The sequence below is a fragment of the Bacillus sp. FSL R7-0672 genome (assembly GCF_038601465.1).
GTDB classification, from domain to species: Bacteria; Bacillota; Bacilli; order Bacillales; family Bacillaceae; genus Bacillus; species Bacillus pumilus.
Genome location: NZ_CP152010.1, coordinates 2,429,311 through 2,442,698 on the forward strand (window position 1 = coordinate 2,429,311; position 13,388 = coordinate 2,442,698).

At 42.4% G+C, this 13,388-nt stretch carries 13 protein-coding genes and 1 pseudogene; 2 read left to right on the forward strand and 12 right to left on the reverse strand.

The window, feature by feature from the left end; translation table 11 throughout:
* Positions 1 to 73: 73 nt before the first annotated feature.
* The 6 genes and pseudogenes from MKY18_RS12305 to MKY18_RS12330 all read right to left on the reverse strand — a co-directional run bounded on the left by MKY18_RS12305 (position 74) and on the right by MKY18_RS12330 (position 6,714).
* Complete coding sequence (locus MKY18_RS12305) at positions 74 to 586, reverse strand: adenine phosphoribosyltransferase (RefSeq protein ID WP_003216770.1); 513 nt, start codon at positions 584 to 586, stop codon at positions 74 to 76.
* Between the two features lie 23 nt (positions 587 to 609).
* Positions 610 to 2,934, reverse strand: a complete 2,325-nt coding sequence (gene recJ, locus MKY18_RS12310) for a single-stranded-DNA-specific exonuclease RecJ (RefSeq protein ID WP_185107048.1) — start codon at positions 2,932 to 2,934, stop codon at positions 610 to 612.
* 81 nt (positions 2,935 to 3,015) lie between these two features.
* Entirely contained in the window at positions 3,016 to 3,369 is a 354-nt protein-coding gene (locus tag MKY18_RS12315; RefSeq protein WP_044140026.1) for a lipopolysaccharide assembly protein LapA domain-containing protein, read from the reverse strand.
* Positions 3,370 to 3,471: 102 nt separating this feature from the next.
* A pseudogene (locus MKY18_RS12320) lies at positions 3,472 to 3,961 on the reverse strand (cation:proton antiporter regulatory subunit).
* A gap of 186 nt (positions 3,962 to 4,147) precedes the next feature.
* Positions 4,148 to 6,376, reverse strand: a complete 2,229-nt coding sequence (gene secDF, locus MKY18_RS12325) for a protein translocase subunit SecDF (protein ID WP_003216337.1) — start codon at positions 6,374 to 6,376, stop codon at positions 4,148 to 4,150.
* A gap of 41 nt (positions 6,377 to 6,417) precedes the next feature.
* Positions 6,418 to 6,714, reverse strand: a complete 297-nt coding sequence (locus MKY18_RS12330) for a post-transcriptional regulator (RefSeq protein WP_003216788.1) — start codon at positions 6,712 to 6,714, stop codon at positions 6,418 to 6,420.
* Positions 6,715 to 6,829: 115 nt separating this feature from the next.
* On the opposite strand from MKY18_RS12330, the gene spoVB reads away from it, so the two are divergent.
* Positions 6,830 to 8,380: a stage V sporulation protein B gene (spoVB, locus tag MKY18_RS12335; RefSeq protein WP_044140025.1), complete on the forward strand. Its 1,551-nt coding sequence runs from the start codon at positions 6,830 to 6,832 to the stop codon at positions 8,378 to 8,380.
* A 1-nt stretch (position 8,381) separates the two neighbouring features.
* Here spoVB and MKY18_RS12340 read toward each other — a convergent pair whose 3' ends face one another.
* Positions 8,382 to 9,044: a DUF421 domain-containing protein gene (locus tag MKY18_RS12340; protein WP_044140024.1), complete on the reverse strand. Its 663-nt coding sequence runs from the start codon at positions 9,042 to 9,044 to the stop codon at positions 8,382 to 8,384.
* 161 nt (positions 9,045 to 9,205) lie between these two features.
* Between MKY18_RS12340 and MKY18_RS12345 the strand changes: the two genes are divergently transcribed.
* The gene (locus MKY18_RS12345) at positions 9,206 to 9,583 is read left to right on the forward strand and encodes a TIGR04086 family membrane protein (RefSeq protein ID WP_265208126.1); all 378 of its coding nucleotides are present in this window, start codon (positions 9,206 to 9,208) and stop codon (positions 9,581 to 9,583) included.
* Positions 9,584 to 9,632: 49 nt separating this feature from the next.
* On the opposite strand, the gene yajC is transcribed toward MKY18_RS12345, so the two are convergent.
* The 5 genes from yajC to ruvB are packed head-to-tail and all read right to left on the reverse strand — an operon-like array spanning position 9,633 to position 13,385.
* Complete coding sequence (gene yajC, locus MKY18_RS12350; protein ID WP_003216659.1) at positions 9,633 to 9,899, reverse strand: preprotein translocase subunit YajC; 267 nt, start codon at positions 9,897 to 9,899, stop codon at positions 9,633 to 9,635.
* A 48-nt stretch (positions 9,900 to 9,947) separates the two neighbouring features.
* Positions 9,948 to 11,093 (reverse strand): tRNA guanosine(34) transglycosylase Tgt, encoded by a 1,146-nt coding sequence (gene tgt / locus MKY18_RS12355; protein ID WP_044140022.1) that lies wholly within the window; start codon positions 11,091 to 11,093, stop codon positions 9,948 to 9,950.
* A gap of 31 nt (positions 11,094 to 11,124) precedes the next feature.
* Positions 11,125 to 12,153, reverse strand: a complete 1,029-nt coding sequence (gene queA / locus MKY18_RS12360; RefSeq protein ID WP_044140021.1) for a tRNA preQ1(34) S-adenosylmethionine ribosyltransferase-isomerase QueA — start codon at positions 12,151 to 12,153, stop codon at positions 11,125 to 11,127.
* A 34-nt stretch (positions 12,154 to 12,187) separates the two neighbouring features.
* Complete coding sequence (locus MKY18_RS12365; protein WP_012010741.1) at positions 12,188 to 12,388, reverse strand: DUF2905 domain-containing protein; 201 nt, start codon at positions 12,386 to 12,388, stop codon at positions 12,188 to 12,190.
* Positions 12,381 to 13,385 (reverse strand): Holliday junction branch migration DNA helicase RuvB, encoded by a 1,005-nt coding sequence (gene ruvB / locus MKY18_RS12370; RefSeq protein WP_265208125.1) that lies wholly within the window; start codon positions 13,383 to 13,385, stop codon positions 12,381 to 12,383. The genes MKY18_RS12365 and ruvB overlap by 8 nt, the downstream gene beginning before the upstream one ends.
* Positions 13,386 to 13,388: the final 3 nt, after the last annotated feature.

Here is a 13,388-nt window from a genome sequence, read left to right on the forward strand (position 1 = left end):
AAGAAGTCCGCTAAAAGATTTTTGATAGGAAAAAAGCACCCTTCTTACCGAGTGCTTTTTTCGTAAAACTCCATTAGTATTGCATTAACGTCAAGATGTCGTAACCGTCAAGCTTCTTTCTGCCGTCCAGATACGTCAGCTCAATCAAGAATGCAATTCCTGCCACAACGCCGCCCAATTCCTCTACAAGCTTGATGGACGCTTCAATTGTTCCACCAGTCGCAAGTAAGTCATCTGTAATCAATACACGTTGACCAGGACGAATCGCATCTTTATGAATCGTTAATACATCTTTCCCATATTCTAAGCCGTATTCGACTTTAACGACTTCACGAGGAAGCTTTCCTTCTTTACGAACTGGTGCAAAACCTACACCAAGTGCGTATGCTACAGGGCAGCCAATAATGAATCCACGCGCTTCAGGTCCAACAATGAGATCAATGTCTCTTTCCTTCGCGTATTCAACGATTTGATCCGTTGCATAACGGTACACTTCGCCTTTATCCATTAACGTTGTAATATCTTTAAATTGTACACCTTCCTTTGGGTAGTCAGGTACAACTGTCACATATTGTTTTAAATCCATCTTTTCCTTTTCCTCCTCGTACGTCAAAGCACAGGTGAGACTTCGCTCATCATGCTATTCAGCCATTCCTTCAGCTCTTTGGCTGAGGAATATGTTAGTGTTTGATCGAGTTCCATCAATCGTTGTTTTGCTGTATAGGATGCTGATGCTGTTAAATCTTTTTTAGGGGCATCACGTACTATTGACAGCACACCATTCTCTATTTTAACAAAACCAAGTTCAAAAAACACCTTTGTCATAAAAATCATTGTATCTTTTGTCCAGCCCCTATGTTTCGCAAGCTCCATTCCTTGTTCCTTGAGAGGGAAACTTCCTCGTTTTAACAAGAATCCATAAAACCATTTGAATTGATCACGGCTAGGGAAAGCGGACATGAAATGATCTTCTTTTCTTTGGAAAACCGTATAAACTCTAGCTGGCTTTTGGTTTTCTAACAGCTGCCTTAGCAAGTGTTCATCTGCAGGAACATCTGCAAAGACGACATACTTGCCTTCTACATCGAATGTTGAAACATTTTCTGCATGGACATGATGAATCGGGATTTTGACTTCCTGTTTTGTTTCTTCGTCAAAACAGACCACCACATATTTTTCTGGATCAAGCGTGGAGATGGTCTTTTCCCAATCCTTTTTGCCGCGCAAATCAAACAGCTGCCATTCATCTACTCGGGCATCTTTTAGCATGAGCTGTGGTTTCTTCCGGTTATTCCATTCATTGATGGACATTTCACCAATGACGGAAATGCGGCTACCTGTGACAACTTCTTCTTTTAATTGACCTTGATGAAAACCGACACAGTCAAGCAGCTTATCTTCATCTTTCAGAGACATTTTAATATGATTCTGATTTGTTCCAATTGTTCGGATTTCTTCAAGTCTCACATCTTCAATCATGATGAACGGCTTTGGATTCTGCATGCCAAATGGTGACAGCATCCCCACTTCTTCAATCGCTTCAACCGTCAATTCGTCTACCTTGCATACAGCATCAACCCGCTGAATCGGAATAAAATCTTCTTCTGTCAACGTTTCATTCGCATATTGATTTAATCTTTCCCTTAGTAAAGGAACATCATTCGCCCGAAGTGTCATACCCGCAGCCATCGGGTGCCCGCCGAAATGCGGCAGAATGTCGCGGCATTTGCTTAAATGGAAAAATAGATCGAAGCCAGGAATACTCCGCGCTGATCCTTTTGCCATTTGCGTCTCTTCATCTATTCCAAGCACAATCGCCGGACGAGAAAATTTATCCGTCAATTTAGAGGCAACAATTCCGACAACACCCGGATTCCAGCCAGCTTTCGCTACAACGATTGCAGACTGGTCATCACCTGTCTCTTCCACCATTTGAATGGCTTCTTCTGTGATCGTACTCACAATTTTTTGACGTTCTTTATTCAGTTCTTGTACAAAACGAGCGAGTTCTTCTGCTTCATCCTTATCCTCTGTCATGAGAAGATGAACAGCTGGATCGGCCTGTTCAATTCGCCCTACAGCATTCAGCCTTGGCGCAATTTGAAAGCCGACCGTTTCCTCATTTGCTTCTTCAAGAGTAGCACCTGCTTCTTTTAATAACGCCTTCAGCCCCGGTCTATTCGACTGCCTAAGCTGCATAAGCCCTTTTTTAGCGAGCCATCTATTCTCATCATGAAGCGGCACAAGATCCGCTATTGTCCCAATTGCCGCAAGATCTAACAGCTGAGTTGGCAGCTTTCCAAGAAGAGCATGCGCCACTTTAAACGCTACGCCTACACCGGCAAGTTCTTTAAACGGATACTCACATCCCGGCTGCTTAGGATGGACAATCGCAAGTGCCTCAGGAAGCTCCTCACTTGGTTCATGATGATCTGTAATGATCAGGTCTAACCCTATTTCTTTTGCAATACGTGCTTCATTTACAGCTGCAATGCCTGTATCGACGGTGATGACAAGCGATGCGCCTTGCTCTTTGATATATCGAAAAGCCTGTTCATTAGGCCCATAGCCTTCTTTAAATCGATCTGGAATATAAAAGTCTACTTTCGCAGACAACTCTTTTAATGTATGTAAAAGCACAGACGTACTTGTCACACCATCCGCATCATAGTCTCCGAAGATCACAATCGATTCCTGCTCTTCGATCGCTTTGTTGATGCGCTCTACTGCTTCTTTCATTCCTTTTAAAAGAAATGGATCATGAAATTCGGCTTTTTGATCAAATAAAAAAGACCTCGCTTCTTCTACTTCTTCGAGTCCTCTTTTTACAAGAAGCGATGCAGTCAGCGCTGAAATATTCAGATTTTCAGAGAGTGATTTCACTTTTTCTTCGCTTGGATGTTCATATTCCCAGCGCATTTTGGATAATAACATAAATTCACCCCTCAACCACACTATTATACTAGAGTGGCCTGAGGGGTTTCAATTTTTATTTTATGAAATTGTGCTGGAAGATTATTTTTCCTTCCGGTCAAATGATGCTGGCTGTTCTTTTAAAGGCGTCACATTCGGTTTCTTTTGAACGTCTTTGTCGACCTTTTTATTCGAAACAGCAGGTGCAGGTGCGGCTGCACGCTCAGCTTTTAAAGCCTTTAGTTCACGTTTTAGTTTCACAATTTGGAAGATCCCTGCAAAAGCCACAATGAGTCCGCCCATGAGCACAGAACCAATAATGACAAGAATCAGCGGCCATTCAGCCGATCCAAATAAGTAGTCAACTTGCACTGGCCGCACATTGATCACGGCAAATACTGAGACAATTAATACGAAAATAAATGCGAGTATGATGGTCCATTGTTGTTTGTTCATCTACATATCCCCCAAGCTTTTTCTTTTATTCTTCCCTTTTTATTGTCCTTTTTAAACACAGAAAGAAATGAGCGGAAGAAAATCTATCAGCATGGGCATGAATTAGCTGCTGAGTTTTTCATTAATGAGGTTCTTTATTTCTTGTCTTAGCTCCAGAAATAACAAGGGTATCCCCTTCTTCAATGACCGTTTCAGGTCCTGGATTTCACATTTTCTCATATGATTTTCTCACGATAGCGATGACTGTTACTTGATCATATTGGCGGACACTCAGGTCACCGATGGTTTGCTGAACAGCTGGTGCATTCTTTTCAATCTTAAACCATTCAATCATCAGTTCATCAATGGCTACTTCTACAGTTTCAAACGCTTTCGGCTTATATACCATGCCGCCTAAGATTGCTGCAATTTGACTTGCTTCTTCATCGTTTAGCAAGATACCAGAAATAGATTCTTCATGATCGTCCTCTTGAAAATGATACATTTCTCTCCTGCCGTCATCGTGTGTAATGATGGCAAGCTTCTCATTATTTTTTGTGATCATTTCGGCTTTGTGACCGATACCTGGCAGTTCAGTTTCCCGAACCTTCATAACAGCCCCTTCAATGAATAAAGCCAAATGCCTCAAACGGACACTTGCTTTCTATACTTGTCTAAACGTATGTCATTATAGCAAAAGACCATTTCAAGATCAACGATACCCGAAATATTTTTTCGAATCGTCTTATTTTCGGAAAAACTAATGAAAAAAGACTGCCGCTTGGGCAGTCTCACTCAATTAAATATCTTGCTCAGTATCAATCTTCGCCGGTTTTTTCATCTCACGGCCTTTCCACATGAGCCAAATTTGCGCTGCGATATATAGAGATGAGTACACCCCTGTTAACAGACCGACAAGTAAGGCGATGGAGAAGTTTGTAATTGACGCTGATCCAAAGATAAGCAGTGCGATCACAACGACAAGTACGGTTAATACCGTGTTGACAGATCGCGTAAAGGTTTGCTGTAAACTTAAGTTCACAATGTACGATAGATCTTCAATCGTTTTTGGTTTGCGCTTCTTCATTTGTTCACGAACCCTGTCAAAGGTGACGATCGTGTCGTTGATCGAATATCCGATGACTGTGAGGATCGCCGCAATGAAGGTGACATCTACCTCTAAACGCGTAATACTAAAGAAGGCCACGATAAAGAACGCGTCATACAGCAGTGAAATAATCGCTGCAATGGCCATTTTATATTCAAATCGAACGGATACATATAAAATGATCCCTATTGAAGCAATGATGACAGCATATAATGCATTTCGGGCAAGTTCTTTCCCAACAGTCGGAGACACTGTACTTACGTTCGGCTCCGTTCCGTATTTATCTTTGAAGTAATCTTTCACTTCAGCAATCTTTTCTTTGTTCGGCACACCGACAAATCTCGCTGCTGCCTGATTTTCTTTTTGACCCGATAACACGACACTGTCTGTCTCAAGGTCCAGCTTTTTAAAGTCTTGCTCGACTTGTTCAGTTGACAGCTTGTGATCACTTTGGATATCAATTCTAGTTCCACTTGTAAAGTCAATTCCCGCATTCAGCTTGAAGATGGAAAGAACGATGATTCCCGCAATGGTGATAGTAGCTGAGAAAATCATAAATCCTTTACGTTTGCTGACGAAATCCCACTTATCAAATGGCGTTTTTGGCTCGGTGGTTTCTGTTGTTTCATGAATGTTCATAATGTCTTTTTGACGAACACCAAACCAGCCTTTTCTCCGGTCAAGATAGCGACTTTCAACAAGAAGACCGAGAAGGAATCTTGATAGGAAGACAGCTGTGATAAAGCTAGTTAAAATCGATAGGATGAGCATCGTTGCAAATCCTTTTACCGAGCTTGTCCCGAAAAAGAACAGCACGCCGCCGGCAATAATACTTGTTAAGTTTGCATCAAAGATGGTTGCAAATGATCGGCGGTTCCCTGATCTGAAAGCAGAACGGACTGATTTGCCGAGCTTGAGCTCTTCTTTGATCCGCTCATAAGTAATAATGTTGGCATCAACAGCCATCCCTACCCCTAGAATCAATGCCGCAATTCCAGGCAGCGTCATGACTGCACCCATCCAGTCAAACACTTGAAGCGTAATGTAAATATAAGCTGAAAGTGTGATGACAGCGATAAGACCAGGTAATCGGTAATAAAGCAGCATGAATAAGAAGATAAATGCGATTCCTACAATTCCTGCGAACACTGTTTCGTCCAGTGCTTGTTCACCAAACTGTGCACTCACAGATGTTGAATATTTTTCTGTTAATTTCACTGGCAATGCCCCGGCATTTAAAATACTTGCAAGGTCCTTTGCCTCTTGAACAGTAAATTTCCCTTCAATTTGCACGTCACTGCTGTTAATTTCTTGATTCACATTCGGCGCAGAGACATATTTGTGGTTTGATTTTGAGACTTCTTTTTTGAAGGAATCTCCTTTGTGGTAATCAAGCCAAATGACAAGCTGGTTATTCGGCGCCATCGCCGCTACTTTTCTTGTGACGTCACCAAATTTTTTCGCATCCTTTAGTTTAACCGTCACAATTGGCTCATTCGTTTGACTGAATGTTTGTTTTGCACTGTTTTCGACCAGGTCAGCCCCGTTAAGGAGTTCTTTATCATTCGTATCTCTGAAGGATAGCTGTGCTTCAGTGGAAAGAATCTCCCTAGCTCTGTTTTGATCTTTTACTCCCGCAAGCTGCACGCGGATACGATTGTTGCCTTCAATCGAGATGTTCGGCTCACTTACACCTAGCACATTGGCTCTTCGGTTTAAAGCCTCCACTGTACTGACGAGGACACTATTTGTGATTTTATCCTCTTTTTTCACTGGATGTACATCATATAGGACTTCAAATCCACCCTGCAAATCCAGCCCTAGCGTCATATCTTTCGCAACAGGCTTTGTTAGTAAGCCTACGCCAGTTCCGATTAACAGAACCACTAAGAAAAACGCAAGAATGCGCCCTTTTTTCATTATGTATTTCCTCCTTAAACACCTGAATCCATTAAGATGGCTTATTTCAACAGTTCATCTAGCATATTCTTGCCATCTTCACTGTCCAAAAAAGCAGACGTTTTAAACGACTGAACGGTTGCATAGTTCATAAATTCGCCAATTTTCACAGATAAAATATCTGCAACCATTTCATGAATCGGATACTCTTGTTTTTTCTTCCACTTCTTATTCTCTAAGTATGACCATAATTCCTCTAAATCTACATCTTTATAGCCCAAAACGATGAATTCTTCAAGCTTACTGAACAGAAAAGGCTTTAAATGGTCTTTGTAAATTGCAGCCGGATGTTGTGTCAATGGGATGCTCCCCCTTTTCAGTTTTTATCGAGAGACTTGTCATGCTTGGACGATATACACGCATATCTTATTGTATATGATTCTATGTCGTTTGAGAAGGCAGGTGATCTTTGATTTGACGAAGCAAACGTTTTTAAAAGGGACAATTATTTTAATTTTAGCAGGTTTTATCACGAGAATATTGGGTTTTGTCAATCGAATTGTCATTGCAAGGTTCATTGGCGAAGAAGGAGTCGGGCTTTATATGATGGCTGCTCCTACCTTTTTTCTCGCTGTGACGCTCACACAATTCGGACTGCCTGTCGCTATTAGTAAGCTTGTCGCAGAAGCAGAAGCCCGGGGTGACAAACAGAAAACAAAACGTATTCTTGTCATGTCCCTTGCGATAACAGGGACACTCAGCCTGATATTCACGCCGCTCTTTTTATGGTTTGCACCCATCATGGCAGAAAATATGCTGACAGATCCTAGAACGGTCTATCCACTGCTTGCCATTACGCCCGTTGTCCCAGTCATCGCCATTTCCAGTGTGCTAAGAGGGTATTTTCAAGGCAGACAGCAAATGAGCCCGCTTGCCATATCTCAAGTACTGGAACAGGTTGCAAGAATTTCTCTAGTGGCAGTATGTACAACAGCTTTCCTTCCTTATGGGATTGAATATGCGGCAGCAGGTGCGATGATTTCATCTGTTATTGGAGAGATGATTTCACTTGCTTATTTACTGATTGCCTTTCGTTATAAAAAGACCATTCGTATTCGAAAACGATTTTTTAAGGCGATTCATGACGGTAAGGACACGTTTAAGCAATTGATGAGTATTGCCCTGCCAACAACAGGCAGCCGTTTTATCGGGAATATTTCGTGGTTTTTAGAACCGATAGTTGTCGCGCAAAGTCTTGCCATTGCTGGATATGCGGCTGTCGAGGCAACAAGACAATACGGAGAGTTGACTGGTCTTGCGCTAACTCTGTTGACACTGCCTAGCTTTATTACGTATTCTCTCTCCACTGCACTGGTCCCAGCGATCAGTGAAGGAATGGAGCAGAACAAACGCAAAACGGTCGAATACAGGCTGAAGCAGGCGATGCGTCTTTGTCTACTCAGCGGAGGTATTTCCTGTATTATTCTTTTCGTTTACGCAGAAGATTTAACGCTCTTTATGTATGGTTCATCGCATGCGGCTATTTATGTAAAATTCATGGCACCATTTTTCCTTCTATATTATTTTCAAGGGCCGCTTCAAGCCGTCTTGCAAGCACTCAATTTAGCTGGTGCGGCGATGACAAATAGTCTGATAGGTGCTGTTGTGAAAACAGGAATGATTTTTGTCCTTGCTTCACAGCCGGGCTTTGGCATTATGGGGGCAGCACTTGCAATATTAATCGGCATCGTCCTTGTCACGCTGCTTCATGCGGCAACTGTCGGTAAAGTACTGCCTATTCATTTACCAATGAAGGAATATGGGATATGCGTTCTTGTGATCATCGGCACTGGGGCTGTCAGCCTTTGGCTGAAATCTCAAGTAAATGGGCTCTTTTCTGCCCCGATTGAGCTTGTGATACTGATCTTTGTTACGTGCGCGCTGTATGTCATTCTATTAATCTGTCTAGGGCTAGTGAAGCGAGAAGAGCTTCGCCGTATCCCGTTTATAGGGAAACTGCTTTAGCTCATGTCTTCTTGATCACTTCATCTTTCAAATCAATATAAAATGTCTTTTGATTAAAGCTACAGTAGGAAATCTGATCAATTTCATGATAGCCCCTTTTGGCAATCTCATCTTTCAGCCACTGTTCATTTTGATTAATTTGCTTCAAATGATCGTGCTGTACAACGCCATCAGCAATAAGTGGCAGCTCAAGCGCTCCGTGTGTGTGCTTGTTTTCTTTTTCAACGACCGCAAGCTTTCCAGATGGCTCTAAAATGGCGTAAGACACATCCTGAATGCTATCGATGTTGTTTTCTCTTAATTGAATGAGCAGGTCATCAAAATTGTATCGCTGTTTTCTCATCGCACCCTCGTCGATTTTCCCATTGATAATGAGCAGGGCCGGTTTACCGTCAAGAAAGCGCCGGACACCTTGGAATTTCAATGAGAGGTAGGCGAGTGTGATTTGAATGAAGGTTAACAGCAGGATCGGCCATACCGTATGTAACATGTGATCCTCGACTTCTTCTATGGCGAGAACCGCAATTTCTGCGATCATCATAAAAATGACAAGATCTAAAATACTCAATTCGCCAATTTCTCTCTTGCCCATTAACCGAAAAATAAACCAAATAAGAAAATATAAAATGATTGTTCTCATGGAGATAATCAAGATGTCCTGCATGTGATGCCCTCCTTCTCTAACATAGCTTGTGTCAAAACCCTTTATTTATGTAGAAAAGAAAGCCTCTGTTTTTATCGTGAGAAACATGTCTATTTTTTCTTCATAGTGAATACATTTTAGTAAAAGACAAGCTTCGGTCAATTGGAGAGGAGACGAATCACATGCAGGAAACGAAACAAATCGGAAAAGGGATTTTATCCGGCTTAATGACCATTTTTATCGTGATGATTGCCACAAGCTTACTTGTATCGCTCATGCTTACCTTCACAAGTATGCAGGAATCATCGTTTAAATGGATGATTATGATTTTGTCCTTTGTGGCGCTTTTATTAGGGGGGATCATTTCTGGAGGAAAAGCAAAGGAGCGCGGCTGGCTCATTGGTGCGATCACTTCTATGATCTTTTCTCTCACTGTATTTTTGTTTCAATATTTAGGGTTTGGAGAAACCTTTTCACCAGAGCAGTTCATCTATCATGGGGCATTTCTAGGAATTTGTATGCTCGGCGGAATGATTGGCGTCAATCTTCGAGGCAAATAAAAAAAGAGCGGATATATCGCTCTTTTTTTTATGGCTATGTATCGGAGGATTAGCCTTTGTCAGCTAGTTCTCTAATAGCACGTCGATCGAAAGTTAAACGGTTGTTTTCGCTTGTTTTGATGACCACTTTTGATTCATCAATGTAGTCGATTTCACCGTGTAAACCACCGATTGTGACGATTTTATCGCCTTTTGATAAAGATTGCTGCATCTGACGCACAGCTTTTTGTTGCTTTTGCTGTGGACGGATTAATAAGAAGTAAAGCACAGCAAACATGACAACAATCATAATGATTGAACCCATACCACCATCCATTCTATTTCACCCCTTTCTAAAGCATTGTAAAGCCTTTTCGTTTATGCGTTAAAAGTTTTTCGCATTCGGTTCGTTAAAGCCGTAACGCTCAAAAAACTCTTCTTTAAAATCACCTAAACGATCCTCACGGATAGCTTCTCTCACTTGCTCCATTAATTTTAACAGAAAATGAAGATTATGATAAGTTGTTAATCGAATTCCGAACGTTTCATTTGTTTTGATTAAATGTCTAATATAAGCGCGTGTGTAGTTTTTACATGTGTAGCAGTCACAGTTTTCATCGATTGGTCTGAAATCACGCTCATATTTTGCATTTTTCACAACAAGACGTCCTTCGCTTGTCATCAACGTACCGTTTCTGGCAATTCGCGTTGGCAGCACGCAGTCAAACATATCTACACCGCGAATGGCACCGTCAATTAAGGAATCTGGTGAGCCGACACCCATTAAGTACCTTGGCTTGTCTGTTGGTAACAATGGCGTTGTGAACTCAAGTACACGGTTCATCACATCTTTTGGTTCACCAACAGATAAGCCTCCGATGGCGTAGCCTGGGAAATCAAGTGAAACCAGATCTTGTGCACTTTGTTTGCGAAGCTCTTCGTATTCTCCGCCTTGGACAATTCCAAACAGTCCTTGATCCTCTGGACGCTGATGCGCTTCTAGACAGCGTTCTGCCCATCTGCTTGTCCGCTCTACAGATCGTTTCATGTAATCGTATTCTGCTGGATATGGTGGGCATTCATCAAATGCCATCATAATATCAGAGCCAAGCGCATTTTGGATGTCCATGGCCTTCTCAGGAGAAAGGAACAGCTTATCTCCATTTAAATGATTACGGAAGTGGACGCCTTCTTCTTCAATTTTTCTAAATTCACTCAAAGAGAATACTTGGAATCCGCCTGAATCGGTCAAAATCGCTCGATCCCAGTTCATAAATTTGTGCAGGCCGCCTGCTTCTTTCACAATGTCATGACCTGGACGAAGCCATAGGTGATACGTATTGCTTAAGATGATGCCTGCTTCCATTGCCTTTAATTCTTCAGGCGCCATCGTTTTGACTGTAGCCAGTGTACCTACCGGCATAAATACAGGTGTGTCAAAGGAGCCGTGTGGTGTATGAACGCGCCCTAGTCGTGCACCTGTTTGTTTGCATGATTTAATGAACTCATAACGTATCGGTAATTGCGACAAAAATGAGCCCTCCTGTCTTTGTTGTATGATGTTATTGAATCAGCATGGCATCGCCAAAGCTGAAGAATCGGTATTCCTCTTTTACAGCCTCATTGTACGCTTTTAGGACATGCTCTCGTCCAGCTAATGCGCTGACAAGCATGATTAACGAGGATTTGGGCAGATGGAAATTCGTGATCATACCATCAATTGCCTTGAATGTATAGCCTGGGTAAATAAAGATTGACGTCCAGCCGCTTGATGCTTTGAATTCGCCATCATGCGCACTTGCAATGGTTTCTAGCGTTCTCGTTGACGTTGTCCCCACTGAAATAATCCGCCCGCCTTCCTTGCGAACGCGATTAAGCTCTGCCGCTGTTTCTTCATTCATTTCGTAAAACTCTGCGTGCATTTCGTGTTCTTCAATACGATCTGCACTGACCGGACGAAAAGTACCAAGCCCCACGTGCAGTGTAATGAATGCGATGTGCACACCTTTTGCTTTCAGCGCATCCAGCAGCTCGTTTGTAAAGTGAAGACCAGCAGTTGGAGCAGCAGCGGAGCCAACCTCTTTCGAATACACCGTTTGATAGCGTTCACGATCGTCAAGCTGCTCTTTAATATAAGGAGGCAGCGGCATCTCACCGAGGGATTCAAGTACTTCATAAAAAATGCCGGTATACTGAAACTCAACTTTTCTGCCACCATGTTCTAATTCTTCTGTACATACCGCTTGAAGCCGTCCATCACCAAAGGTGATAACTGTTCCTTTTTTCACCCGTTTGGCTGGTTTTACAAGTGTTTCCCATTTATCTCCTTCCTCTTGTTTTAAGAGAAGAAGTTCAACTTTTGCACCTGTATCCTCTTTCATTCCAAACAAACGTGCCGGCAAAACGCGCGTATTATTTAAAACGAGACAATCACCCGTTTGAAAATAATCGGTGATTTGTGAGAATGTATCGTGTGTCACCTCACCCGTTTGTTTGTTTAAGACCATCAGTCTTGATGCATCTCGTTTTTCAAGCGGTACTTGTGCAATCAATCTTTCTGGTAAATCAAAATCAAATAGTTCTAGCTTCATTTCCTTCACCTATTCTGTAGTTAACTAGTTAACGTTATTTCATCCGTCCAAAGATATTAAGTAATATCGTGAGCACGATGCTAATGACAATGCATGTGATCACAGGAAAAAAGAACGTCACATTTCCTTTTTTCACAAAAATATCACCTGGAAGCTTACCAACCAATTGAAATACTAATCCTGCGGCAAAAAGGACACCACCTAAAATCATCAATATTTTAGGGAATTCAGTCACGAATCGGAACCTCCATTTGAAAATGTTCATACGCTTCTCTTGTGACGACCCGTCCTCTTGGTGTTCTTTGCAGGAAACCAATTTGCAGTAAATACGGTTCGTACACATCTTCAATCGTATGTGATTCTTCTCCAATTGTCGCTGAGATCGTATCAAGCCCAACAGGACCGCCTCTAAATTTTTCAATCATACTTAAAAGCAGCTTATGATCGATATGATCAAGACCAAGCTTGTCGACTTGAAGGCGCTCAAGGGCATCTTCCGCAATGTCCTCGGTAATCGCATGATTCCCAAGCACCTGCGCAAAATCTCTTACTCTTCTGAGCAGACGGTTGGCAACCCTCGGCGTACCGCGGGAACGTTTTGCAATCTCTTCGGCTGAGCGAAGATCGATCCCAATCTCGAACAGCTCGGCTGTTCTTGCCACAATGTGAGCCAAATCTTTTTGCTCATAGTATTCCAATCTTGCATGTACCCCAAACCTGTCACGAAGTGGCGCTGTTAAAAGCCCGACGCGGGTCGTGGCACCTACAAGTGTAAATGGCGGTAAATCAAGCCGTACAGAGCGTGCTGTATCTCCTTTGCCAATGACGATATCTAAACAAAAATCCTCCATTGCTGGATAAAGCACTTCCTCAATTGAGCGCTGCAAGCGATGAATTTCATCTATAAACAACACATCACCTGGCTCAAGAGACGTTAAAATTGCCGCCAAATCGCCAGGACGTTCAATCGCTGGTCCAGACGTTGTACGCAGCTGAACATTCATTTCATTGGCAATAATCGACGCGAGCGTTGTTTTCCCGAGTCCGGGCGGTCCGTATAAAAGGACGTGATCGAGTGTTTCCTGCCTCATCCGGGCAGCCTCAATAAACACGCTGAGGTTATCCTTTACTTTTTGCTGACCGATATATTGGCTAAGTGTCTGTGGCCGCAGACTTTGCTCAATGGCTGATTCATGGTTGTCTGCTTCAGTTGAGACGAGCCGTTCATCCATGAG

Coding starts and splice junctions, on each gene's coding strand:
- MKY18_RS12340 (WP_044140024.1), bottom strand. CDS start 9,044: ATGCAGGACATCTTGATTATCTCCATGAGAACAATCATTTTATATTTT.
- recJ (WP_185107048.1), bottom strand. CDS start 2,934: ATGTTATTATCCAAAATGCGCTGGGAATATGAACATCCAAGCGAAGAA.
- ruvB (WP_265208125.1), bottom strand. CDS start 13,385: ATGGATGAACGGCTCGTCTCAACTGAAGCAGACAACCATGAATCAGCC.
- MKY18_RS12345 (WP_265208126.1), top strand. CDS start 9,206: ATGCAGGAAACGAAACAAATCGGAAAAGGGATTTTATCCGGCTTAATG.
- queA (WP_044140021.1), bottom strand. CDS start 12,153: ATGAAGCTAGAACTATTTGATTTTGATTTACCAGAAAGATTGATTGCA.
- MKY18_RS12315 (WP_044140026.1), bottom strand. CDS start 3,369: ATGAACAAACAACAATGGACCATCATACTCGCATTTATTTTCGTATTA.
- MKY18_RS12305 (WP_003216770.1), bottom strand. CDS start 586: ATGGATTTAAAACAATATGTGACAGTTGTACCTGACTACCCAAAGGAA.
- secDF (WP_003216337.1), bottom strand. CDS start 6,376: ATGAAAAAAGGGCGCATTCTTGCGTTTTTCTTAGTGGTTCTGTTAATC.
- yajC (WP_003216659.1), bottom strand. CDS start 9,899: ATGGATGGTGGTATGGGTTCAATCATTATGATTGTTGTCATGTTTGCT.